The organism is Nocardia sp. CA-120079 (assembly GCF_050955745.1).
In the GTDB taxonomy this organism is placed as follows: Bacteria; Actinomycetota; Actinomycetes; order Mycobacteriales; family Mycobacteriaceae; genus Nocardia.
This window is the reverse complement of the sequence record NZ_CP192088.1, coordinates 4,784,617-4,807,776: the sequence shown is the minus strand read 5'-3', so window position 1 is coordinate 4,807,776 and position 23,160 is coordinate 4,784,617. Positions and strand designations below refer to the sequence as shown.

Annotated in this window: 20 protein-coding genes; 3 read left to right on the top strand and 17 right to left on the bottom strand. The window is 63.9% G+C overall.

The annotated features are described in order from the left end of the window. Window position 1: 1 nt before the first annotated feature. The 3 genes from ACQPYR_RS22100 to ACQPYR_RS22090 form a co-directional block, all read right to left on the bottom strand. Complete coding sequence (locus ACQPYR_RS22100; RefSeq protein WP_433620839.1) at window positions 2-1,192, bottom strand: MFS transporter; 1,191 nt, start codon at window positions 1,190-1,192, stop codon at window positions 2-4. A gap of 9 nt (window positions 1,193-1,201) precedes the next feature. After that, entirely contained in the window at window positions 1,202-2,395 is a 1,194-nt protein-coding gene (locus ACQPYR_RS22095) for an amino acid deaminase/aldolase (protein ID WP_433620838.1), read from the bottom strand. Window positions 2,396-2,469: 74 nt separating this feature from the next. Further along, complete coding sequence (locus ACQPYR_RS22090) at window positions 2,470-3,393, bottom strand: LysR substrate-binding domain-containing protein (protein ID WP_433634974.1); 924 nt, start codon at window positions 3,391-3,393, stop codon at window positions 2,470-2,472. Between the two features lie 283 nt (window positions 3,394-3,676). Between ACQPYR_RS22090 and ACQPYR_RS22085 the strand changes: the two genes are divergently transcribed. Further along, on the top strand, window positions 3,677-4,243 hold the full coding sequence (locus ACQPYR_RS22085; RefSeq protein ID WP_433634973.1) for a hypothetical protein: 567 nt from the start codon (window positions 3,677-3,679) through the stop codon (window positions 4,241-4,243). A gap of 441 nt (window positions 4,244-4,684) precedes the next feature. On the opposite strand, the gene ACQPYR_RS22080 is transcribed toward ACQPYR_RS22085, so the two are convergent. The 10 genes from ACQPYR_RS22080 to hcaB form a co-directional block, all read right to left on the bottom strand. Further along, complete coding sequence (locus ACQPYR_RS22080) at window positions 4,685-5,053, bottom strand: hypothetical protein (protein WP_433635215.1); 369 nt, start codon at window positions 5,051-5,053, stop codon at window positions 4,685-4,687. Between the two features lie 85 nt (window positions 5,054-5,138). Next, the gene (locus tag ACQPYR_RS22075; protein ID WP_433634972.1) at window positions 5,139-5,933 is read right to left on the bottom strand and encodes an SDR family NAD(P)-dependent oxidoreductase; all 795 of its coding nucleotides are present in this window, start codon (window positions 5,931-5,933) and stop codon (window positions 5,139-5,141) included. A 46-nt stretch (window positions 5,934-5,979) separates the two neighbouring features. Further along, a complete protein-coding gene (locus ACQPYR_RS22070; protein ID WP_433634971.1) occupies window positions 5,980-8,187 on the bottom strand; it encodes a pyruvate, phosphate dikinase in 2,208 nt (735 codons plus the stop codon). A 21-nt stretch (window positions 8,188-8,208) separates the two neighbouring features. Then, window positions 8,209-9,939: a PEP-utilizing enzyme gene (locus ACQPYR_RS22065; protein WP_433634969.1), complete on the bottom strand. Its 1,731-nt coding sequence runs from the start codon at window positions 9,937-9,939 to the stop codon at window positions 8,209-8,211. Between the two features lie 75 nt (window positions 9,940-10,014). Beyond that, complete coding sequence (locus tag ACQPYR_RS22060) at window positions 10,015-10,944, bottom strand: alpha/beta fold hydrolase (protein WP_433634967.1); 930 nt, start codon at window positions 10,942-10,944, stop codon at window positions 10,015-10,017. Continuing rightward, window positions 10,941-12,290, bottom strand: coding sequence for an aromatic ring-hydroxylating dioxygenase subunit alpha (locus tag ACQPYR_RS22055; RefSeq protein WP_433634965.1), 1,350 nt, complete (start codon window positions 12,288-12,290; stop codon window positions 10,941-10,943). The genes ACQPYR_RS22060 and ACQPYR_RS22055 overlap by 4 nt, the downstream gene beginning before the upstream one ends. Then, window positions 12,287-12,601: a non-heme iron oxygenase ferredoxin subunit gene (locus tag ACQPYR_RS22050; protein ID WP_433634963.1), complete on the bottom strand. Its 315-nt coding sequence runs from the start codon at window positions 12,599-12,601 to the stop codon at window positions 12,287-12,289. The genes ACQPYR_RS22055 and ACQPYR_RS22050 overlap by 4 nt, the downstream gene beginning before the upstream one ends. Next, window positions 12,598-13,461, bottom strand: a complete 864-nt coding sequence (locus ACQPYR_RS22045; protein ID WP_433634961.1) for a VOC family protein — start codon at window positions 13,459-13,461, stop codon at window positions 12,598-12,600. Before ACQPYR_RS22045 ends, ACQPYR_RS22050 begins: the two co-directional genes overlap by 4 nt. Next, on the bottom strand, window positions 13,461-13,994 hold the full coding sequence (locus ACQPYR_RS22040; RefSeq protein ID WP_433634959.1) for an aromatic-ring-hydroxylating dioxygenase subunit beta: 534 nt from the start codon (window positions 13,992-13,994) through the stop codon (window positions 13,461-13,463). Before ACQPYR_RS22040 ends, ACQPYR_RS22045 begins: the two co-directional genes overlap by 1 nt. After that, window positions 13,991-14,818, bottom strand: coding sequence for a 3-(cis-5,6-dihydroxycyclohexa-1,3-dien-1-yl)propanoate dehydrogenase (hcaB, locus tag ACQPYR_RS22035; protein ID WP_433634957.1), 828 nt, complete (start codon window positions 14,816-14,818; stop codon window positions 13,991-13,993). Before hcaB ends, ACQPYR_RS22040 begins: the two co-directional genes overlap by 4 nt. 190 nt (window positions 14,819-15,008) lie before the next feature. On the opposite strand from hcaB, the gene ACQPYR_RS22030 reads away from it, so the two are divergent. After that, a complete protein-coding gene (locus ACQPYR_RS22030) occupies window positions 15,009-16,652 on the top strand; it encodes a helix-turn-helix domain-containing protein (protein ID WP_433634955.1) in 1,644 nt (547 codons plus the stop codon). 40 nt (window positions 16,653-16,692) lie between these two features. On the opposite strand, the gene ACQPYR_RS22025 is transcribed toward ACQPYR_RS22030, so the two are convergent. From ACQPYR_RS22025 to ACQPYR_RS22010, 4 genes are read right to left on the bottom strand one after another with little or no spacing between them, the layout of a single operon-like run. Continuing rightward, complete coding sequence (locus tag ACQPYR_RS22025) at window positions 16,693-17,454, bottom strand: tyrosine-protein phosphatase (protein WP_433634953.1); 762 nt, start codon at window positions 17,452-17,454, stop codon at window positions 16,693-16,695. Next, window positions 17,447-18,475, bottom strand: coding sequence for an NADPH:quinone oxidoreductase family protein (locus ACQPYR_RS22020; RefSeq protein ID WP_433634951.1), 1,029 nt, complete (start codon window positions 18,473-18,475; stop codon window positions 17,447-17,449). The genes ACQPYR_RS22025 and ACQPYR_RS22020 overlap by 8 nt, the downstream gene beginning before the upstream one ends. After that, window positions 18,472-20,616, bottom strand: a complete 2,145-nt coding sequence (locus tag ACQPYR_RS22015; RefSeq protein ID WP_433634949.1) for an acetate--CoA ligase family protein — start codon at window positions 20,614-20,616, stop codon at window positions 18,472-18,474. Before ACQPYR_RS22015 ends, ACQPYR_RS22020 begins: the two co-directional genes overlap by 4 nt. After that, window positions 20,613-21,809 carry an acyl-CoA dehydrogenase family protein gene (locus ACQPYR_RS22010; protein ID WP_433634947.1) on the bottom strand — a complete coding sequence of 399 codons (1,197 nt, stop codon included), beginning with the start codon at window positions 21,807-21,809 and terminating at the stop codon, window positions 20,613-20,615. The genes ACQPYR_RS22015 and ACQPYR_RS22010 overlap by 4 nt, the downstream gene beginning before the upstream one ends. Before the next feature lie 139 nt (window positions 21,810-21,948). On the opposite strand from ACQPYR_RS22010, the gene ACQPYR_RS22005 reads away from it, so the two are divergent. Further along, window positions 21,949-23,145 (top strand): NAD(P)/FAD-dependent oxidoreductase, encoded by a 1,197-nt coding sequence (locus ACQPYR_RS22005; protein WP_433634945.1) that lies wholly within the window; start codon window positions 21,949-21,951, stop codon window positions 23,143-23,145. The last annotated feature ends 15 nt before the right edge of the window (window positions 23,146-23,160 follow it).

The following is a 23,160-nucleotide window of genomic DNA, read 5'->3' as shown; positions in this document are numbered from 1 at the left end:
TTCAGGTTGCGCTGGGCAGCGTCACGACAGCCGCCGACTCGCGTCGTAACGCGAGCACCAGCGGAACTTCTGCCAGCGCAATGACTCCGATCAGCAGGAAAGCGGTCGATGGTTCACCGGTCAGCAGACCGACCAGCAGCGTCACGACCAGCCCGCCAGCGTTGCCCGCCATCCAAATCATCGATGCGGCGGCGCCTTCGGCCTGTGCGGCCCGGCGCTCGGCGATTTCCAGAATGACCGGAAGGGCGGCGAGATTGAGAAGGCCGACGCCGGCAAGGGCAACCATCCCGACACCGAATCCGGGGTAGATAGCGAGCGCGAACGCGGCAAACGAGGTAGTCATAGCTGCCGCACACATCAACGAGGATTCCTTGCCGCGCTTCGTGATTCGGCTCGGCAACGATATCGCGCCGACCACTCCGGCGATCAACATGACCACCAGCAGCATCCCGGATGACGCGGCGTCCACGCCAGCAGGCTGCAACAGCGCCTCGAGCCAGGTCGTCGTTGCGATGTAGATGCCGAATCCGATGAACACCGCGCCGCAGAGAAGCTTGATCGAAGTGTCGCCCCAGACGGATCGCACCGAGCCGAACCCAGCCGCAACCGCACCGGACGGATACATACTCGGCCGACGCAGAGCAACGACGAGCACAACGGCGGCAAGCACCGACATCGATGCACCTGTCCCGACCAATAGCGGCAGTTGGTCGGCTCTGGAAAACACTGCCCCCAATGCGAATGCCAACAGCTGGCCGACAGTAATACTGCACGTGCCCATAGCAATACCGAGAGTTCTGCCCTCTTCGTCCAGGTACTCGTGAGCGACCTTGGTGATGGCACTGAGAATCAACGGTTGCGCGATCGCAGCCAGCGTCTGTCCGGTCAGCGCCCAAGCGAAATTGTCACCGATCAAGCGCACAACCCCGCCGACTGCGCTGAGCACAGCCCCAGCGGCCAGGGTCGTGCGGAAGGCTCGGTCGAGCAGCAGTCCGACCGGCACCGCGAGGACAACATACAGCAACTGGGACGTGTTGGTCAGCCAGCCTATTGCCCCGAGCGACACGTGGTATTGATCAGCTGCGACCGTCGCTACCGGGGCATAGGTCAGCCACAGCACCTGGGATGCGATCGCGACCAACGCGTAGGCGACCAGCACCGACCAACGGCTCGACCGGGCGGATGTGGACATGGCGACTCCTCAGAGAAAACAGTGGCCTTCGCCGCGGTAGGTAGGCACGTGGTCGACCACCTCGTCGCCCGATATCAGGTAGAGCCAATCGAATCGCTCGCACAGCTCGCCCGCCTTCGCATGGCGCATCCACACGCGATCGCCGATGCGCAAGTGGTCGGCCGCAGCACCCAGCAACGGCGTCTGGGCCTCGCCCGCGCCCTCACGGGAATCCAGGCGTAGACCCGCCGGGTACTCGGGTTGTGGAAGACGATCCAGACCGATCGGGCCCGATGCTACGTAGCCGCCCCCGAGCGCGGTCACTACGCCGCGGCCTGGCTTGCGCACGACAGGCAACGCATAGAACGCGGCGGGAATCGGGCGGAAGGTGGCATACGAATCGAACAGCCGCGGTCCATACAGTCCAGAGCCTGCGGTCAATTCGGTCACGGCAGGCTCGGCCGCAGATGATTCCAGACTGCCGGTGCCTCCCGCGTTGACGAATTCTAGTGGCGCCAGCGCGCGTACACGATAGACCGTGTCGGCACGACGTTCAGCCAGTTCCCGGGCTGAAACTCGTTGCATGAGGCGAACCACCGCACTGGTGAATGGTCTGCCCGCAACATGATTGCCGACTCCCGCGATCTGGCCCTCGTATCCCATCAGCCCGACCAATTCGAATCCCGGTCTGCGCAATACTTCCTTGGCGAGTGCTACCACGTCCGCCGACTCATGCAACGGAGAACGTCTCGGCCCCAACCGAATTCGCCCGCCGAGCAGCCAGAGACCCGCATCGAGCTCCAGGCAGACCCGCACCCGCCGATCGGCCGCCGCACCTACCGACTCGAGACGGTCGAGATGCTCGACGCTATCGACCATCACCGTGACCCGGCTATGCGACTCGACCAAGGACGAGAGGGCGTTGCGATCGGTGGACGGGTAGCCGACGACGATATCGTCAAATCCCTGCTTCTCGAGCCAGAGCGCCTCCGGCAGGGTCAACGACAGATTCCCTTGGAATATGGGGGACCAATCCAACACCCGGCGTACCAGCGATCGCACACGAACCGACTTGCTCGCAACACGGATCGGCTTGCCGCCGCCCCGTCGCGCGAGATCGGCCGCGTTGGCGTCGAAGGCATCGAGGTCGATCACTGCGAATGGGCCCTCGAGATCCGCGCAAGCGTGTTCGAGTCGCTCGTACTGCGTGCTGACGATCGTCATTCGGCTAGTCTGATCGCTGAAATCGACCGAGAAAAACAGCAATTCGGCGGGCAATCCACAACGGGTAGGTTGTGTCAGAATCCGGAAGGCTGTTCGATCTGCCGAATCAGTTCGGCCTGTCGTTCCAGCGCCGTGCGCGCCGCGGAAATGAACTTCTTCACCAGTGGATTATCCGACCCGCTAGGCCAGGCCACGGCCAGTTCGGAACCGGGTGCATCGGTGATAGCCAGATATCTAACATAGGGATGCGGTTGCCAGCGCACCGATGCGGTGGCAGTGACCATGCAGCATCTGCCGGTGGCGACGAACAGCAACTCTTCGGTGGTCGAACTCGCGTAAACGACCGGTGCCGAGGAATCCCGGTACGCGCCGAGCGTCCAGAATCGCTCAGCATCGGCATCCGTGGATCTCCCGACCACAATCGGTTCGTCCGCGAGATCTCGCACGCCGACGGTATAACGGTCGGCGAGCCGATGGTCACGGTGCACCGCAACGGCCAACGGTTCCACGAACAAGGTGAAGTAGTCGAGATCCGGGGTAACGATCGGCCGCCGGACGAAGGCGATATCCGTGTCGCCAGAAGCCAATCCGGCCGAACGATCGCCGAACGAATACTCCTGCAACTCGACCTGCACATCGGGGGCGACCTCGGTGAACGCGGCCAGAATATGCTCAGTTAGTTCCAACGCTGCGCCGACTGTCGCGCCGACCTTCAATGTCCCGATTTCGCCGAGAGCGGCACGGCTGGCCTGAAGTGCACCTTCATCGAGAACGGCCAGCGAGCGCTGCACTGCGGTCAGGAAAACCTCTCCGGCGACGGTCAGCCGTATCTGCCGTTTCGACCGGTCGAACAGGGCGGCGCCGACCTCGTCCTCGAGCTCATTTATGTGCTTGCTCAACGCCTGCTGACTCATATGCAACCGCGCCGCAGCGCGACTGAAATGCAGCTCGCCAGCCAACACCACAAAATATCGGAGCTTACGAGTATGGGCTTCCACAACTTCTGAACTGTAGTCCCGCTCTCGAACCACCCGCACATGCGAGCACCCATAACATGCTGGTCGCGAGCGATAAATGAAATTCAACCGAAACCAGCCAAGCGGCCCTGGTGTCCGGTTTGCCCCCCCATTATGTCCGGTCTAGCACTCCCGCAATCCCTGGCGTCGCTGATTGAATACCGGCAAGCAGTGACGAGGATCTCTCCGAAAGCTCATCCACCACTACGTATTCGGCATGAACTCTTCGAAACTGTAACACGACTTAACAATTCAGGAAGATAACGTGGATCACACAACCCGCACCCGACTCCTCGCCGCGGCCACCATCGCCGCTGCCCTGGTGTCGATCTCAGCCGAGAACGCGACCGCCCACGCCGCGCCGAGCCAGCCATTCACGGCCGCATCGACCGCCGAACCGACGGCCAATTACACAGCCGAGATCTCCGCACCACTCCCTAGTCCGTCAGCCGTGGCGACGGATACGGTTGAGGCGCAGTTCGTTTCGGCGACAACAGATGTCACTCCACCGGCAACGACGATCAATGGCGCAGACAGTCAGGCAGACATCAACAACGCGCTCACCCAGGCCGGTAATGCCTTCATGCTCGGAGTCACGGCGGGTACCCTCGCGGGCGGCCTCATCGGTCTCGCGGGCGGATGTGTCGTGGGTGCAGTAGTCGGCATGATCGGTGGCTGCATCCCCGGCATGGCGCTCGGGGCCGCGCTGGGACCGATCATCGGCGGCGCCGTCGTCGGCATTCCCGTCGGGATCGGCGCACTGGTCGACGCCTACAACACCTTGCACGCCGCAGGCGAGATCTCCGCACCACTCGGATCGACCGTCGGCTGATATCCAACCTCTTGTAAGAATCGGACCGCTGTGCGTGCTCTCGGCCCAATCAACGTACGCACAGCCCCATTCTGACGAGTCCCGAATCATCAACTGTAGCGGGCATTTCGTCGAACAAGAGTCAGTCGGCTGACTATTAAGACGGAGTCCAGCGACGCTCGATGTGAGAAATCATCGCCGCCGGAATACAAGCCACCAGAGCTAGACTCACACCACCGCCATGCCGCCCACCTATTGCGTCGTCCGGGACTACTCGATTACTTCGGCCGGTGCCCCGCCTGCGGCTGTCATGCCGAAGCATTCGAAATTGCGCGGCTGATGCCGGATTATGAGCGCGAAGTCAGCAATTTGCTGACATGTGGTCTTCCATGCGGATGGCAAATCGAGCGTTAGCCAATTCCGGGTGATTCGTTTCCGATGACGATTCGGTCGACGCATCCTTCACAGTTGCTTGGCCGCCGGAACAGCGCCATAGGTGCCGTCTGGTGGGCCACGAACAGCGCGGCCGCGACGCCGTCCGGCATGCTGCCTCGAACCCAGAGCAGCTCGTCGGCCCACAGCGTGAGCTGCTGCCGGAGCAGACCTCGCAGAGCACCACGTCGTCACCCCGCCACGTTGGTGAACGGCAACTCTCGGTGACCGCAGAAGTACCCTTCGTCGAGACTGTCGACGCGCACCTTGGAGGCCCGGTGCCTGCATGTCGACGAGGAACATCGCGCCCCCGCCGCCCGGCTTGCCACTGGTGCGGGCCAGCACGACCCCGAAGGCGGCGCCGTGTGCGCCGCTGCTGAACCACTTGCGACCATTGATAACTCAGCCGTAATCGGTTCTGCGCGCCGGTCGGTGGGAGCGTCAGCTCCCACCGACCGGCCATATCTGACTCTGACAGTCGAGCTCATGCGGACAAGGCGGCCATTCCGCCGTCGACACGCAGGTAGGTGCCATGGATATGGCCTGCGTCGTCGCTCGCGAGGAAGGCCACCGCGGCGGCGACCTCATCGGGGGTGCCATACCGCTTGTTCGCCGCCATCGAGGTATACGCCTCCTTTACGGCTTCGAGTGAGCCGAGCACCGGCGCGACACCCGTTTCGATGCGATCCATCATCGGCGATTCGATGGGGCCCGGCGTCACCGCGGCAACACGAACGTTGAATTGGCCAAGCTCGGCGGCTGCGCTCTTGGTCAAACCGAGAATGGCGTGTTTGCTGGCGACGTATGGTCCGAACATCGGCATGCCCAGGACGCCCGCGGCCGAGGACATGTTGATGATGACACCGCCGCCCTGTTCGATCATGATCGGCGCGGCATGTTTGATACCGAGATACACCGAACGGGTGTTGGTGAGCAGGACCTTGTCGAAGACTTCGTCGTCGTACTGCACCAGAGGAGCGATCAGACCCTCGATGCCGGCCAGATTGATCAGCACATCGATGCGGCCGAATTGTTCACGCGCGGCGGCGATATACGTTTGCACGCCCTCCGCGGTGACGATATCGGCCTCGACTGTGGCTACCTTGGCCCCCGCCGCTTCTGCCGCGGCAACGGTTTCGGTGAGTGGCATGCGACCACTGCCGACCAGCAGCAATGCGGCGCCTTCCGCGGCGAGCCGCCGCGTGATCGCGATACCGAGCGCGCCGGCGGCGCCGGTGACGACCACGACCTTGCCCTGGAAACGGGTAATCGGAGACATCGTTGAACTTCCTTCTGTTGTAAGGGGTGAAGCGATTCCGGGGTGACTACAGGGCGCGCCCAGCCGCGGCCTCGTCGGCGCGGTTGGCGCCGATAATGCCGATCAGGTCCTCGTGCAGCTCGAACCAGATCGTGTGGAAACTGTCTTTACCGATTGCGGCGACACTGCCGTGGTCACCATTCGCGATCCGCGCATGGGCGCGGGTAAATCGGTGCACGTAGTGCGCCAACCGCGGGGTGAGCGACGGCAATTCGGCAATCAAGGGCCGCGCCTGGTCGAACAGTGCGCTCAAGCTCGCCAGTACGTTGCGGTCGTATTCCGGGTCGCTGTGATCATTGGGCGTGGTCAGATCCCGCATTTGCCAGTCAGTGATGATCTTCTTGAATTCACCGTTGAGAACAGAGAACCGGTCGTAGACAGCGCCAGCGGCGGCTCGATCAACTCGGGCAGCCTCCGCCGTGATCAGCTCCGCGAGATAACGGCGGCCCTCGGCGGTCGGCCGCAATGCGCTACCGAGGGACTTGACCCAGCCAGCCGTAATGAGCTGGCTGACGGACTCCTCGACCAACCGGCGGTTCACCGCGAGGCTTTCGGCAAGAACATCGACCTCGGTCCGCCCCTTGAGCGTGAGGAGTCGTAGCACCGTCAACTCATCGATCGAAGTATCGCCCTGCGTCTCGGATGCGGCTGGGACCGTTGACTTTTCAACGCCACGCAGGGCATCGGTCTCCAACAGGGCGAGCAGTGCCGGTAACTGAGGCCCAGGCTCGGCCTCGATACCTGCGCGATGAACTTGCGGCACAGCGGCTTGCGCCCACTCGATCAATCGCGTGAAATCAGTGTCGTCGGCCTCGTCGACCTGTGACAGTGCCGCGGCGCCCAGCCACACCTCGCCGTTGCCGCCGTCGACGGTGACCCATTGTCCGGCCAATCCGGTTACCGATCCGGCCCCGCATCCTACGACGCAGACCCTGCCCAGCTCACGGCTGACAACAGCCGCGTGCGAAGTAGATCCGCCGTGCTCGGTGATGACTGCCCGGGCCGAGATCACGCCGTGCATGTCGTCGGGACTTGTGGTGACACGGGCCAGGACCACGTCCTCGCCTGCCTCGGCGCGCTGCTCGGCCTCGTCCGGGTCGATAACCACAATGCCAGTGGCGACGCCTTCGCAGACCGGGAGTCCGGTTGCGGCCCGGTCGGATTCGGCGAGGCGTTCCCGATCCAGAGTGGGAGCGAGCAGTGACCGTGCCTGTTTCGCGGTGATCCGCGACAGCGCCTGTCGCGGATCCAGCAGGCCCTCGTCGACCATGGCGACGGCCGCACGGACCGCGGCACGCGGGGATCGTTTCGCCGTGCGCGATTGCAGCAGCCACAGCCGCCCCGCCTCCACGGTGAACTCGATGTCCTGGATATCGCGAGAATCGCGCTCCAGCTGCGCCGCCAGGTCCAACAATTCCGCATGCACGTCGGGCATGTGTGCTCGCAATGCCGAGAGCGGCAAAGGATCCGCACGGCCGGATACAACGTCTTCGCCCTGCCCACGCGGCAGCCACTCGCCGAACGGCTCACGGTCACCGGTCATGGGGTTGCGGGTGAATAAGACCCCTGTGCCGGAGCGATCATCCAGATTTCCGAACACCATGGCCTGCACCGTGACTGCTGTGCCCGCCTCCACGCTGATGTCATGGTGATGCCGATACGCTTGCGCGCGAGGCGAATTCCACGACCGAAAGACCGCCTCCACTGCCGCGCGCAACTGCAGCCATGGATCGTTTGGCACTTCACCCGACGAATCGCCCAGCACCACATCGCGATACGCGTGACGGAACCGGCGGTGAGTGTCGGCCGCGTAGGCCGCATCTCCGGTTTCGGCCGCGAGCGCAGCTTCGATCTGATCGTTGATTCCGAGGTCCAGGACCGTATCCATCATGCCCGGCATGCTGCGGGCAGCGCCCGAACGAACGGATACGAGCAGCGGCTTCGTCGCAGAACCGAATTGCCGACCGGAGCCGGTCTCCAGTACTCGCAGGCTGTCGGTGATCTGCTGCCACAGCGATTGGGAAAGCCGCATACCACCGGCGTAGTAGGCGCGGCAGTTTTCGGTCGTGGCGGCAATTGCCGGCGGTACCGGCAGCCCGAGCGACCGCATCCGGTTGATGCTCCACGCCTTGCCGCCGAGTTCTTCTCGCGACAGCTCGCACGTTCCGTCGAGCGGGACGACCAGCGCGCTCTCGCGTACTGCCATAACTGTCATATCGAATATCGTTTCTACTGGTCAGCCCACGGTTACTGTGCCGGTGGAGCCATCGACGGTGAGAATCGTGCCGGTCTTGATCTGCTCGACGCAGTCGGGCACCGACACCACAGCGGGGATCCCGAGTTCGCGCGCGACGATCGCAGCGTGCGAAATGGCAGCACCCACCTGGCACACCACCGCGCCAGCGGCCAGGAACAACGGGCCCCATGACGAATCTGTGGTGACGGCGACGATGATCTCACCGGGTTCGAGGTCGCTGTCGTCGTCCAGCGAGTCGATAACGCGTGCAGGACCGGTGTAAACACCTTGTGAGACCGGCAATCCGGTAAGCACGTCGCCGGTCTGGACAGGCGGCTTCGGTTCGCGGGCCCGATCCTCGAACGTGGCCAGCGGCGGCACCTCACCTTCGAACACGAAAGGCGGAACCTTCGACATCAGCAGTTCCAGTCGTGCCTGTCGCTCGAGCAGCAGGTCTGCAAAACGCCCCGGATCGGAAACGAAGTCGTCCAGTTCGTCATCGGTGACCAGCAGCAAATGCTGCCAGGTCGACAGCACGCCCCGCTCCACAAGCCGGGTACCGAGCTCGCGCAGGTTCGCACGGACCTCTTCGGTCATACGGGTGGAGTTGAGCTTTGTGCGTTCCCGGCCGGGCAGGAACACCCGGGCGCCCTGCGCCGCGCCGAGGAACTGGGCCTGCACATCCGGGGTGCCAGCCAGCCGCTCCGAGATTTCCGCGATGGCACTGTCACGCTCCGATTGCAGCGTGGCAGACCGATCGCGCGGCGCGGCATCGTCGGGAGCGCGGCGCGCGCGGTCCAGCATGCGCAGCGGAATCAACGGATCCGTGGCGAATGTGGGAGAACGGAACTCCCATACGCTCGGGCCGAGGAATCCCCAGCGCTCGATAAATGAATCCCACTGTGCCAGAAATTCTTTCACGACCTGCGCTGAGGATGCCCGCAGCCGATCGATCAAGCCCTCGACGCCGGCATCGAACTCGTCGGTCAAGGCCGTGGAATGAGCTACCACCCGCGACAACTCCCACATATCGAAGGACTGCTGTGCCGACGGAATGTCGAGTGAAGTTGTCACTCGCGCAGCGAGTTCGGGAGCTTGCACGGCTGCGGCGATCTGGGCCACGACAGCGGCGATGACATTCGAACAATTGGTCAAATAGATGTGCTTGGAGAAGAAGTAGCGATTTTCACCGCGCAGCTCACGGAAGCGCGCGACTAGTTCGGTATCGCTGAGCTCGGACAATTGTGGGCGATTCGCCACCAGGGCGTCCAAACGAGCAGTGTCGTAGGCCAATTCGGGGAGCTCGGTCGTGGTGAACAACGAGGTGAGCCATTCCGCCACCGCCTGTGAGCACTCGGCGTTCTCGTCGCGCGGGTCGGGCCGGTAGGGGGGCACATCGGGGTGGTCGCCGAAGAATGCCTGGTCGATCGCCTCCGGCGTCATACCCGGCATCCGAACCGCGAAGGTGCGCTGCAGGGAGACATTGAGGTAGATGTAGCCGCCGAAGCAGCAGGTCACCTCGCACTGGCCCTCTGGCCGGAATTCGTCCGGTGTGAAAACGCCCATCCGATAAAGAGCGTCACGCCAGCCGGGCTCCCATGAGTGTGGTCCATAGGCGCTCCAGGTCAGCGGTGAAACAGCTTCGACGAATACCTCGGATACATTGCCGCGGGTGTAGAGGGGGAACCGTACGCTGGGCTCGTCGTCGCAAACCCAGATTTTGTCGCTCACCAGAACTCCTTTGTCCTTCGCGCGACTTCCGCGCGCGATCGGTGTTGTGAATCAAATGTGTTGACGGACACGAGATCAGCTCCCGAGGAACCAGTCGACGAGGATTGCGTCGTGCAGTTCGGGCTTCTCCCATTGCGGCCAATGGCCCGCATCCCCGATGACGTAGTACTGGGCGTTCGGTAGCACCTCCGCGGTCTTCCGAGCCTCATCCCAGGCCTTGTCCGGATTGTGCTCGGTCCACAGCACGAGCGTTTCGGGGACGAACTTCGCCGCCTCCTCGGCCGGGTATACGGTGATGTGCGGCCATTCGGTGTCGATTCCGTAGATGCGGCGGATCGAGGCGTTGATGTCCGGATCCTGATAGAGCTTCAGTCGAACGCCGATCATCTCCTTGGTCATGCGGTCGGGCTTGGAGACCAGCCATTCCATCCGCGGGCGCAAATGCTCGAAGGTCGGAGCGGTGATCGAGCGCTGCGACAGCTCGGACAGATTCGATGTGCCGCCGCCGCGGGTGATCGGCGGCGGCTGATCCGGGAAACGCAGCCGGGGCAGGCCAGTGTTGAGAATGATGCGTCGCAGGCGCTGCGGAAAACGCATGCCGACATTGAAAGTCACATGTCCGCCAAGGGATTCGCCTTGGACGTACGCATCATCCCAACCGAGCCCATCCATCAAATCGATCACGCCCTCGGCGAGCAGCTCGATCCAACGGCCTGGATCCCAATCGTTCTTTCCGGAATAGCCGTGGAACACCATGTCGGCCGCCACCACGTGGAACTGCTCGCCGAGTGCGGTCAGGTTGCGGGCCCAGCATTCGGCGTGTGCGCCGATCCCGTGCAGCAACAACAGCGGCGGCTTGTCCGGTGTGCCTGCCTCCAGGATGCGGTGCCGCCACCGCTCGCCTTGCACGTAACGAACCTGTGCGCCCATCAACTCGATCCACACCGACCGCCACTGGTCGAGCGGCTTGCACTCGGGCTCGCGCGAGAGACTGAACTGCTTCATCGGATTCCTCCGTTATCGGGTCGGCCGGACCGAACCGCGGGCCCCTTCGGCGCTTCGGTGGGAAAGGTTTCGGCCTCCATCAGCTGGACATATCGGCGGTAGAACCCGCGGGCGGCCTGCTCGGAGGCGTACCACCCCAGGCGGCCCGGATAGCGGCCGTCCTCGGTCCACTCATGACCGAGGCCCATTTGATAGTTGAACGGTTCACGGCGAGTGATCGCACCGCGCAGGTTGCGCTGGATCTCGGCCCAGTTCTCGCCGTCGTCCTGTTCGAGAATTCCCGAGGCGCCGAAGGTCAGCTGCGCGAAACGGCGCTGCGCCTCCTTGACCTCGGCCGGCGCGTCCTTATCGACGAGAACCCATGCGTAGATTTCCATTTCGTCGGGCCCCTTGGGATGCCACACGCGAAGGGTTTGGAAGCCGGGCAGGTACGCGAAGTTCGGGAAGACATTGGCGTGCCCGCTGGTCGCCGGCCCCAGGAACCGGTCCTCCCCCAGCCTTTCGACGACCTCGTCCCAAATCGAAAGCTGATAGTCCACCAGGATCCGTGGGAACCCACGGCCGAGCAGCTTGTGCTCGAGGTTCTTGCCGAGGGAGAACCCCGTGGCATGGCCGAGGTCCGAGGAGAACTGCGCGCCGTCGTTACGGCCGAGCCGGGCAACCTGCTTGTCCACGTCCTTCGTCAGCGCCGCGATGGCGGAGGCGTGGCTGGATGGCGCATGGTAGTTGTCGGAGGCGAACTGCTCGGCGGCCAGCTTCCAATTGCCTTTGAACCGCCACCGCTGCACACCGCCGACCACCTCGGTGCCGCCGGCGCGCCGGTCGACCAGGCCGTCCAGATACCAGCAGAAGTCGCCGAGATACTCCAGCAGTGATGGCGCGGTGGGATCCCAGGTGGCGAATACCAAGCCCTTGTACGTATCGAGCCGCGCGACCTCGGTCAGACCCCACTTCGACTTGTCGATCTCGTCGTAGTATGCCTCGCGCTCATACGGAACGTTTTTCAGCTTCCCGTCGGTGTCGTAGGACCAGCCGTGATACGTGCAGGTGAAAACCTTGGTATTGCCCGTGTCCGCCCGGCAGACTCTCATGCCGCGGTGGCGGCAACTGTTCAGGAAACAACCGAGCGAGCCATCACGGCGGCGCACCACGATCACGGGATCTTCACCCATATAGGTGGTGAAGAAGTCGCCTGGTCGGCCGAGCTGGGACTCGTGACACAAAAAGGTCCAGCAGCGGGCGAAGATGCGCTGCAACTCCTGCTCATAGATCACCGGGTCGGTGAAAACCGTCCGGTTGATCAACCCGTTCTCCGTATCGACCAACGTACTCAGGTCGACGGTCATGACGACACCTCCACAAACACCTGGCCGTCCTGGACTTTCGTGGGGTAGACGGCTAAGTCGATCTCGGCTGGAAACTGCAGCGCCTTGCCGGTGCGCACGTCGTAGCGCGCCATGTGCAGACCGCATTCGATAACACCGTCGTCGAGGTAGCCGTTCTCGGCGAGCGAAGCTTCCTCATGGGTGCAGATGTCCGCCGTCGCGATGTACTCACCGCCAGAGTTCCAGACCGCGATCGGACACGACCCGGCCGCGAGGCAGACGGCCTCACCTTCAGGCACCTCCGTGACGGCGCAGGCACGGATCCAGCTCATCTGGCGTCCTCCTTGTCGAGCTTGCGATGCCCCCACGTGCTGGTGGCGGCGTAGTCGGAGACGACCCAATTCGAGGGGTCGATGATGCGGGCGCCGGTGCCGAATTCGAGTTCGAATCCCGACGGCGTCCAGCAGTAGAAACTGAGCATGCGGTCGTTGGTGTGGCGACCCAAGGTGCGGCTGAGTGTGTTGGACTCCTCGGCCCGTTCCAGCACCGCGCCTACTGCGTCGACCGAATCCACCTGCGCCATAACGTGGTTCAGCGAAGGTGGGGCGTCGGCCGGGCCTTGTACGAGCGCCAAGCTGTGATGCCTTGGATTGCAATGCAGGAAGGCCACCACGCCCTTGGGTCGGGTGATCGTGTCCGTCACCCGCAGCCCCAGCTGTTCGGTAGCGAACGATAGGCTCGCCGCGAAATCCGGTGACACGACAACTGAATGACCGAGTCCCAGTTCGTCGGCAACGAACCGTGCGCCGTACGGGGCGGGTACCGGCCGCGGATCCAACACCGAACCGGCCACTAGTTCGTGAACGGTGCCGGCCGTGTCGGCGACACTTGCCAAAGCCGTCGCGGCACGTTCGACCGCGAACTCGTCGCTGGCGCGCTCTGCGCCGATAATTGTCGCGAGCCGGTCCAGTTCGTCGACGGTGGCAAGTTCCCAGCCGAGGGCGGTGAGCCGGTCGTCGGGGCCCGGCTCGATTGCCCACCGCCAGGACCGGGCATCGAAACGAGCCCGGACTCCACCATTGGGGGTACGCGAGACTTCCGCGCCCACAACGTTTTTCGCGAACTCAGCCCACTCGTCGAGATGCGGCGATGCGATCACGAAGTAGGCCAGGGATCGAACTGTCGGTTTCATCAGAACATCACGCTCAAGTTCTTGCTCGTGAGCACCGCTTGGTCGAGCAGGATGGTGCGTCGCGCGATGCCGAACGACTCGTTGTCGCGGCGGCGCAACCGATCGTGCCGACATCCGGCCCATATATCGGTGCTGGTTTCGGAATTCGTGCGGTAGAGCAGGAAATTCGAAGTGACATCGACCTCGAACGGGTCCGCGACGCCAACCTCGTCGATCAATACGTTTGTGATCAGATGCCGCGTCCGCGAGGGCGGTTCTTCCGCCCAAGCCATGCCGGTGCCGAGGCGATCCACACGGACACCGAGCGAGTGCCGATCGTCGTCGAAGTGACTCAATTCGCCGTAACTGCTTGTCTCTTTGGCAATTTCGCGGCGCGGCCGGTTCGTGCGCAGCGGGCACCAGTAGCGAATATCGTCCTCGAACAGTGCGAGCCACTGCGGCCACTGCCAGCTGTCGAGCAGGCGCGCCTCGCGATAGAGGAACTGCTCGATCTCGTATTGCAAGTCGCGATCCGTGTCGGTCGTCGCGGTCATGCCGAACTCTCTCTCGTAGTGGCCGAGGCAACGCCACGATCACGTCGCCCGCGAACGCCGACGCCGGACAGGTCGATGACCGTGCCGGTTGCCGTGGGTGAATTGCGCCGCGAGGCGAGCAGAACGTATGCGCCCGTGTAGTCCTCTGCGTGAATCGGGCGACCCAGCACCGCGCGATCGGCATAGGACTCACCCGTGGGGTAGAGGTCGCGCAGGGTGCGGCCGTCCTGTCCGAGCGCGGCCGGGCCGCGCAGGTCCGAGGGGAGGTAGCCGGGTGCGACGGCGTTGACCCGAATATCGGGGGCAAGCTCGTACGCGAGCTGCCGGGCCAATCCGATCAGCGCGTGTTTGGATGCGGTGTAGATGGGCCCGCCGCCGCCAGGATAGAAACTGGCGTTCGAAGCGGAGACGATGATGCTGCCCTGCGAGCGGGTGAGCTCCTCGACCGCTGCTCGCGCTCCCACCAGCGCGCCCTTGACATTGACTCCGAAAACCTCATCGAATGCTCGATCCAGGTCCGACAGTGGGAGCTCTCGCAACTCCTGCTTGAAATCCCAGAGCCCGGCATTGGCGATAAAGCAGTCCAAGTGGCCGAAGGTCTCGACGGTCTGCGCGACTACGTTGCGATTGTCCTCGATCGACCGGACATCTCCGTCGACAACCAGGACATCGGGAAACTCGGAGCGCAGCGCCTGCGCCTTCTGCGCCGAAAGCTGGAGTACGGCAACTCGTGCCCCCTCGTCCAGGAACCGTTCCACCAGTGCCCGTCCGAGACCGGATCCGCCACCGGTAATGATCGCCACCTGCCCATGCAGCCAACCCACCCTGTCACCTCCTTCACCAGCTACGGGGCGTGTGCCCCGTCACAACCTCACGTCGTTGTGATCTGTAACACTGCACGTCCGAAGGCAGCTGATGTATGTCGCAGACAGACAATTAGGTCCGGTGAAATGTAGGTGTTAGACAATCAGCTCCGGGCATATGCCACGAACAATCCAGATCGAGGTGATGACAATGTCCGATTTACCAGGTCGCTCCGCAGCGACAGGCCCGGAAACCCTGCAGCTCCTTGAAGGTGTATTGCGCCAGCTCGGCGCACGTGGAGGCACTCCGGCCGAGGTCGTGCGTCACGTCACGTCGGCGGCGTGCACGCTGTTCGGAGTTCCGATCTCGTGGGTCGGATTGACCAGCGAAGCCAGCCCCGAGGTACTGCAGATGGCGGGGTGGACCGGTCTGGCCGTACCGCAACTGTCGACGGGATGGCATCAGGAGCTGGGCACCGGAATCGGCGGTGTGGTCGCGGCCACCGGGCAGAGCACGATCATCCGCGATTACCGACGCGATCCGCGCCGCAATCCCGCGTTCAAGAACATCGTGGACATCGAGAAGTTGGTCTCGGGTATCGCGGTGCAACTTCCGATGGAACACCCGGGCGTCCTGTACTGGGGCTCGCGACGTCCACACAGCTTCACCGAGCAGGATCTTCCGGTGGCAGAGGCATTCGCAGCCACGGCGGCCGCAGTGATCGCCGGCGCGAGCGCGCGAGACCGGGTGCGGCAGGTCGATTTCACCTTCGACACGATTGCGCAACTGGCACAACGGCTTTTGGCTGGAGAGCCCACTCGGCCCGTTATATCGTGGCTGGCTCGGCGTCTCGACGGCGCTGTTCGCCTGTGTGGTGAGAACGGTGTCGAACTGGCCGCGCACACAGCGCGTGGGGACGCCCCACTGCGCGGGTTCGACCTTCGTGTCGAACAGACGGATCTGGGCCGTCTCGAACTGCGAGGTGAAGGGTTCGGCGACGAGGCAGCGCAGTTGCTCGCGCAGACGGTGGCCCTGGATCTGGCACGACGCCGGGAGCGGGAGATTACGGCGCTGCAGTTGCAGGCAGATTTTGTGGTGGAACTACTGTCGGATACCGCGCATCCGTCCGAACTCGCGCAGCGAGCCGGGCTGCTTGGCTTCGATCTGCGGGCTCCACGAATGGTTCTGCGGATCGGCCTGCCGCCCAAGGAGCCGGGTCGACCGCCGGAGGCGATCTCGGTCGACTTGGTGCGCACCTTGGATGCGGCGGTGCATCGTCGTCCTGGCGCCGGTCCGGTGATTCCGGTCAAGACCGACGTGTGGGTTCTTCTGCCGGCCGCCCTCGGCTCCACCAACGCGATCGTCGCGCTGCTCGACGAGGCGGCCGAACCCTTCGGCGACGCACAACTCGTCGCTGGTATCGGCCGTGTCTGCACCACGCCCTCCGACTACCGCAGAGGCCGCGCCGATGCTGAACTCGCCATTCAGATCGCACGTGCCCGACAGCGTCGGACCATGGCGTCGGATGAACTGAAGACCTGGCAGTTGCTGGCCCCGGCCTCAGATGCCGACACTCTTTCCGAACGCGCGGAATGGATTCTGCGGCCCTTGCTCGACGCCGATCAGCGCAACAACCGAGATGATGACCTAGCCACCCTGCGAGCCTGGCTGGCAAATGACCGCCACCGCGGGCGGACGGCGGCGGCATTGTTCATCCACGAAAACACCGTTCGCTACCGGCTCAAGCGGATCGCCCGCGTGCTCGATGTGGATCTGCAGAACGCCGACAGCCGATTTCCCATCGAATTGGCTGTACGCACACTGGAATTACTCGAGGCCACCGGAGCACGATGAGCCCGGCCGCGAGACCGGGCTCACCGACAACCGCCGGGCGCTAGCGCTCGACGAGGGCTCTGGTCAACAGGTCCAGCAGCACAGGATCGACGCCGCTGTCCAACGCCCACTGTCGGCCACCCCCGTAGCGCGAATACAGCCCGTCGAGGAACAGCCGTATAGCCGCCTCTTCGATTCGGTAGATTTCCGTCGGCATCGATGCGCGATGCAGGCGGTATTGCGTCCATGTCTCGAATCGCTCGTTCATCCGATCGAGATTGGGAGCCGTCGCGAGGTAGTCGGCAACGATCGCCTCCTGCTCGACGCCAATGATGTCGAGCAGGACCGCAACAGTGACTCCGGTCCGATCTTTGCCGGCTGCACAATGCACAACCAGTGGCCGATCGATCGCCGCAGCGATCAGCGCAATCGCTCGCGACAGTGATGAAGCCGGTTCCAGATTGCGCAGGTAGATTTCCGTGGTCATCTGGCCCGGAGCTGCCGCCGGAATCGGGTTTCGAGCTACCGGAAGGGACACGTTGAGATAGACCGTGGACTGTTTCGCCAGTGGCCCTCGTCCTTCCGTGATGGCCTCGTGAGCAGCACGCAGATCGACCACTGTCCCGATGCCTAATTCCGCTACGAGGGTGCGCACATCCTCGTCGGTCAGAGCCTGTAGCGTGTCGCTCCGGAAGAGCCGACCCTCGCGAGTCCGCCCGCCGCCACGCACCGGCAAACCACCGACATCACGGAAATTGAAGGCGCCCTCCAACTTCGGCAATCTCGGTACATAATCGACTTCCTTGGCGTTGTGCTCAGGCATCACCCGCGAATCTCCCTTCGGTCATGTCGACCACGAGACGCCCCGTCACGGCGCGGTCCTGAAGTTGCCGCAAGCCCTTCGGGACATCGTTGAACCCGATCAGTTGGCACGACGGCCGGATCAACCCCTGGGCATAGAGCGCCACGAGCTGATCGTGCACCTGGCGGCGGTACGCCTCATCGAGCCGGAAAGGCCGCGTACGGAATCCGATCACTGAATAGTTCTTTACCAGCGCATGATTGGTGGGCACCGGAAGGCGCTCGCCGCTCGCGAACCCGACCACCAGGATCCGCCCTTCCACCGCGATGCAGCGCATTGATGCTTGTAGAGCCGGGCCCCCGACCGGATCGAACACGACATCGGCTCCACGCCCATCGGTCTCGGCAAGGACCCGATCGACAATCGACCCGGACGCACTGTCGACCACGGCATCCGCACCGGAGCGCAGCGCCGCGGCCATCTTCTCCGCACCGCGGACAACAGCGATCACTCGGGCGCCGAATGCCTTTCCCAGTTCGACAGCCGCACTTCCGACGCCGCCCGCGGCGCCGTGCACGAGCAGCGTCTCACCTGCCCGCAGGTCTCCCTTGCGTCGGCGAGTCAGCGCCATGAACGCGGTCTGGTACGCGATAAACAGCGATGCCGCCACCGCGTCCGGCATGACATCTGATATCGGGAGAACTTCGCCGACGTGCAGCGTGACCTGCTGTCGGAGCAATCCACGCGCTGGGCCGTCGCGAGTGAGCAGATACCGTCCGCCGATCATTTCTCGCGGTACCGAATCCCCCACAGCGACTACGGTTCCGACACCTTCACCGCCGGGGATACAGGGCAACCTAGGTTTCTCGTGATAATTGCCCTGACTTACGAGCAGATCCGGAAATCCCAGCGCCACTGCCCGAACATCGACCACTACCTCCCCACTCCTCGGCGGAGGAGATGGTGGGCAGCTCGCGATGCGCAGCGCCTGCTCGGGGTCATCCGAGAGGCGGTGAATCTCCCAGGCGCGCAACGAATTCATCGCAGCGCTGCATCCGTCAGCGTGATGAGGGCGTCCGTGGCGGTCACACCCTCGCCTTCGTTGTGGACGAAGACGGGATTCACGTCGACCTCCGCGATCTCCTCCGCGAGGTCGGCAGCCAGCACAGAAAGTCGACTCAACGCATCGGCGAAAGCCGCTCTGTCCCTGGGGCGCCCGCCACGATACCCGGCCAGAAGTCGGGCCGCTCGCAGCTCGTCGATGCAGCGATCCGCCGTCGCGCGATCCACCGGAGGCACCTGAAGAACCCGGTCGCCGATCAACTCGATGAGGACACCACCCGAACCGGCGAGCACGATCGGTCCGAACACCGCATCGTTCATGATCCCTAGCGCCATCTCCTGTCCAGGCAGGGACATCTCTTGAACCAGCACTCCGACATCGGAATATCCGGCCGCGGCAGCGGCGGCCAGCACCTCGTGTGCCGCTGCCTCGACCATCTCCGCATTGGCCAGACCGAGCTTCACGCCACCCAATTCACTCTTGTGCCCAATTTCGGCAGACAAGATCTTCACCGCTACCGGGAACCTGAGTCGGCCCGATATCTGGGCCGCTTCCGAAGGTGTTTGCGCCGCATACGCTGCTGCGGTCGGAATGCCGTATGCCGCCAGAACTTTCGCGGCTTCCAGTTCGTCGAGTTGTCGTCGGCCCTCAGCACGGACCTTGTTGATCACCGCCGCGGCCCCCGCCCGGTCGATGTCGTCGTACTCCGGGACTTCCGGTAGCGCAGGGCGTGTCCCGTGGCAAGCCATCGCCGACAGCGCTGCGACCGCGCGGTGCGGGTCCCGGTAGGTCGGTACTCCGGCTTCGCCGAGTGCCTGCGCGGGCCGCCCGCTACCGCCGATCCATACCACCACGAGCGGCTTGTCGGTGCTGTCCGCCGCCGCAAGCAATGCGGAAACGACGGCGTCCGAACCACGTTCGACATTGGTGAGCACGACCACGATGGCATCGGTGTCGGGATGTCCGACGGCCACATCGAGTGCACGTCCGAGCATTTCGGGCTTGCTGATCAGGGCAGCGGTGACATCGATCGGATTGACCGGTGAACCGAACGGCGGAATCACCTCCGCCATCCGGGCCTGCCACGATTCATCCCATGCGCCGACTATCAAACCAGCAGCCTCGGCCGCATCGGTGGTGAGCACACCGGCTCCCCCGGAGACACTCAGTATCGACAGCCGAGGCCCAGACATCCGACGACCGGTGGCGAACAACTGCGCGGCATCCAGCATGGCCTCGACTCCGGGCACCCGCACCACACCGAATTGCCTTGCGACAGTGTCGAATATCGCATCTTCGCCCGCAAGTGAGCCGGTGTGCGAACTCACCGCTCGGGCCCCGGCGGCCGAACTGCCCACCTTGACCGCAAGGACGGGCTTGTTCAGCTCGCTTGCCTGGCGTGCCATCTCGATGAACCGACGACCGTCTCGGACGCCTTCGAGATAGCACAGCAACACCGACACGTCGTCGGCCGCAGTCAGCGCACTGAGTAGCTCGGCCGCATCGAGATCGACTTCGTTGCCCGTGTTGACGTAGTAGCCGACACCGACGCCCGCGTCGCGCAGCCGACTCGCGATCGAGGTGCCGAAGGCTCCACTCTGACTGACGAATCCGACCGGACCCGACGGTAAGGCGTCACCGGAGTCCAGCGACGAAGAAAAAGTGACCGTCACCGCATCGCGCGCTGCCACAAGTCCAAGACAGTTCGGCCCGAGCAATCGGATTCCCGATTCGCGGCAGATCCCGGCCAGTTCCGCTTGCAGCGCGGCACCGTCCGCGCCGGTTTCGGCGAACCCGGACGCATAGGCAATGGCGACTGGGACACCCTTCGCCACGCATTCACGCAATGCATCCGCGGTCCGCTCCGCAGAGACTCCGATCAGTGCCAGATCGATTTCTCCGTCCACCGCGCCGATATTCGGATACGCCGGAAGACCCTGTACGACTTGGCGATTCGGGTTGATCGGCAGGATTCTGCCCTGATAGCCGAACCGCTTGAGGTACTCGATGGGACGTCCGGTCAGCTTCACTGGATCGTCCGACGCACCGATCAACGCGATACTGCGAGGGCGCAGCAACCGCTCGAGCAGCAGCTTCGAATCTGTCGCCGCCGGTGTCATTTCGTCCTGCTCGCCTCGAAGCGGCCGACAGCGCGCCGCGCGATCGCCCAGCGATGGACCTCCGAGGGGCCGTCATAGATGCGAAACGGCCGCAGCTCACGGTAGAACCGCGACAGCGGAGTATCGTGCGAAATCCCGAGGGCCCCGCAGATCTGGATCGACCGGTCCACCACCCGGCCGAGCGCTTCGGACACGAAGGTCTTGGTGATGGAGGTGGAGCGGGTCGCGGTCGCGCCGCTGTCCAGTTCCGCGCAGGTACGGTAGAGCAGCGCACGGCTGGCCTCGAGATCGATCTCGTTGTCCGCGATCATCTGCTGCACCATGCCCAGGTCGGCCAACTTGGAGCCGAACACTTCTCGTGCGACGGCACGCTCGAGCGCGATCTCCTGCGATCGCTGGGCGATGCCGAGCCACCGCATACAGTGCGTCATGCGGGCCGGCCCCAGGCGTACCTGCGCGTATTTCAATCCGAGATCGACCTCGCCGAGCACCCGGTCGGCGTCTACCTCGACATCGGTGAATACCAACTCGCTGTGCCCGCCGAAGTAGCCCTCATCAAGGCTGTCGATCACCCGGAGCTCCTCCAGCCCAGGGGTGTCCATATCGACGAGGAACATCGTGGCACCGCCGCGGTCGCCGGGCTTACCGCTCGTGCGGGCCAGCACGATACCGAAGGTCGCGCCGTGCGCCCCGCTGATGAACCATTTGCGGCCGTTGACCACCCACCCGCGATCGGTCTTGCTCGCAGTCGTGGTCAGCGCGCTCGGGTCCGAGCCCGCACCGCCCGGCTCAGTCATCACGATGCAGGAGCGAATATCTCCGGACGCGAGCGGAGCCAGAAATCGCTGCCGCTGTTCGGAATTCGCGACCTTGTCGAGCAAATTGATATTGCCCTCGTCGGGCGCCTGCGCCTGGATGGCCAGTGGGCCGAGCAGGGATCGGCCAGCTTCCTCGAACACAACCGCGAGCTGTCGCAGCGACAGCTCGTGTCCACCGAACTCCTTGGGCACATGCGGCCCGTAGACCCCGAACTGCTTGGCCGACGCCACCAATCGCTGCCGTAATTGTTCATCCGCGTGGTGCAGCGACATACCGCTGCGAGCCTCCTCGGGGACGACCACCGTGCTGATGAACTCCGACATCCGCGCGGCCAGCTCTGTGGTCGCCGGGTCGAGCTCGAAACTCGTTGACATATGGGAAGCCTCCTTGCTTGTGCATTGACACCCTGTCGGCTCCGACGGCCACAGAGGATGGCTGAACACCACAAAGGCGGTCCCGTTCTTGTCGGAGTGCGACAAGCGTCCGCTGGGCCCGAGCTGCTTTTCTGCTGAAGTGGACAACGCAGCCCTCATCCCGGACCGAGGTCGCCTGATCGTCGTAGGCGGCGGCCTCGCGGCCGCTCGTACCTGCGAGGAGGTCCGCAAGCGCGGCTTTGCCGGCGACATCACAATGCTTTCCGATGAACCGCACGCGCCGTATGATCGTCCGCCGCTATCGAAGAACACGTTGAACCGCGATCACGATCCGACCTTGCCGTTCAGTGCAGCAGCCCTCGGTGTGCATCTCCGACTGGCGGAGTCTGCCGTGGGGTTGGATACCGAGCGCCGATCGGTCACCACGAATCGATCCGAAATCCGCTACGACGCACTCGTCATCGCCACCGGGGCGACACCGATTCGGCTGCCCGGCAATGGTCCGCAATTGACCCTACGCACCCTGGACGACGCTCAAGCCTTGCGCGGCCGCCTGACCCGTGGGAGCCGCGTCATTCTGATCGGAGCCAGCTGGATCGGCGCCGAGGTCGCGACCGCCGCACTGGCCCGGGGCGCGCACGTCACATGCGTGGAGGCCGGTCCGGCGCCCAGCTCCCAGGTACTCGGGACCGAGGCCGCGACACGACTGCTGCTGCCGTTGTGGTCCGAGGCAGACCTGCGCCTGAACACCGCCGTCGAAGAAGTGCACGAGCGAGGTGTACGGCTGCTCGACGGTACGGATATTCCGGCCGACGTCGTCGTCACCGGCGTCGGCGCACGACCGGAGACCGCATGGTTGGAAAGCAGCGGTGTGCGCATCGACCGCGGAGTCCTGGTCGACGAGCATTTGCGCACTTCGGTCCCGGGCGTACTGGCCGTGGGGGATGTAGCGGTGCGTTGGTCCCCACGCAGACAGCAGCGGGTGCACGCCGGTCATTGGGATGAGGCTGCGACGGGCGCGGTCGTGGCGGCGCAGGTGCTACTGAGCCGCGGAGGCGACACGCTCGCCGTCCATGATCCGATTCCATACTTCTGGAGCGACCAGTTCGGACACCGCTATCAGTACGTCGGCTGGCACCGCCCGCAGGACAGACTGATCTGGCGCGAGCATCCCTCTGGCCTGCCTACCGCCGCTTGGCTGGCCGATGACGGTCGACTCGTCGGGGCCTTGACCGTCGATCGCCCCAAAGAACTCGCCCATGCACGCCGCGCAATCACAGCAGGAGCCACGCCGGACCCGGACAGCCTGGCCGATCCCGATGTTCCGCTGTCATAGCGGGAATCGAGGAGG

Excerpts from the sequence above, each read along its gene's own strand:
- ACQPYR_RS22010 (WP_433634947.1), bottom strand. The coding sequence starts at position 21,809 with ATGTCAACGAGTTTCGAGCTCGACCCGGCGACCACAGAGCTGGCCGCG.
- ACQPYR_RS22040 (WP_433634959.1), bottom strand. The coding sequence starts at position 13,994 with ATGACCGCGACGACCGACACGGATCGCGACTTGCAATACGAGATCGAG.
- ACQPYR_RS22020 (WP_433634951.1), bottom strand. The coding sequence starts at position 18,475 with ATGAATTCGTTGCGCGCCTGGGAGATTCACCGCCTCTCGGATGACCCC.
- ACQPYR_RS22025 (WP_433634953.1), bottom strand. The coding sequence starts at position 17,454 with ATGCCTGAGCACAACGCCAAGGAAGTCGATTATGTACCGAGATTGCCG.
- ACQPYR_RS22015 (WP_433634949.1), bottom strand. The coding sequence starts at position 20,616 with ATGACACCGGCGGCGACAGATTCGAAGCTGCTGCTCGAGCGGTTGCTG.
- ACQPYR_RS22100 (WP_433620839.1), bottom strand. The coding sequence starts at position 1,192 with ATGTCCACATCCGCCCGGTCGAGCCGTTGGTCGGTGCTGGTCGCCTAC.
- ACQPYR_RS22050 (WP_433634963.1), bottom strand. The coding sequence starts at position 12,601 with ATGAGCTGGATCCGTGCCTGCGCCGTCACGGAGGTGCCTGAAGGTGAG.
- ACQPYR_RS22045 (WP_433634961.1), bottom strand. The coding sequence starts at position 13,461 with ATGAAACCGACAGTTCGATCCCTGGCCTACTTCGTGATCGCATCGCCG.
- ACQPYR_RS22060 (WP_433634967.1), bottom strand. The coding sequence starts at position 10,944 with ATGAAGCAGTTCAGTCTCTCGCGCGAGCCCGAGTGCAAGCCGCTCGAC.
- ACQPYR_RS22070 (WP_433634971.1), bottom strand. The coding sequence starts at position 8,187 with ATGACAGTTATGGCAGTACGCGAGAGCGCGCTGGTCGTCCCGCTCGAC.
- ACQPYR_RS22055 (WP_433634965.1), bottom strand. The coding sequence starts at position 12,290 with ATGACCGTCGACCTGAGTACGTTGGTCGATACGGAGAACGGGTTGATC.
- ACQPYR_RS22030 (WP_433634955.1), top strand. The coding sequence starts at position 15,009 with ATGTCCGATTTACCAGGTCGCTCCGCAGCGACAGGCCCGGAAACCCTG.
- ACQPYR_RS22095 (WP_433620838.1), bottom strand. The coding sequence starts at position 2,395 with ATGACGATCGTCAGCACGCAGTACGAGCGACTCGAACACGCTTGCGCG.
- ACQPYR_RS22075 (WP_433634972.1), bottom strand. The coding sequence starts at position 5,933 with ATGTCTCCGATTACCCGTTTCCAGGGCAAGGTCGTGGTCGTCACCGGC.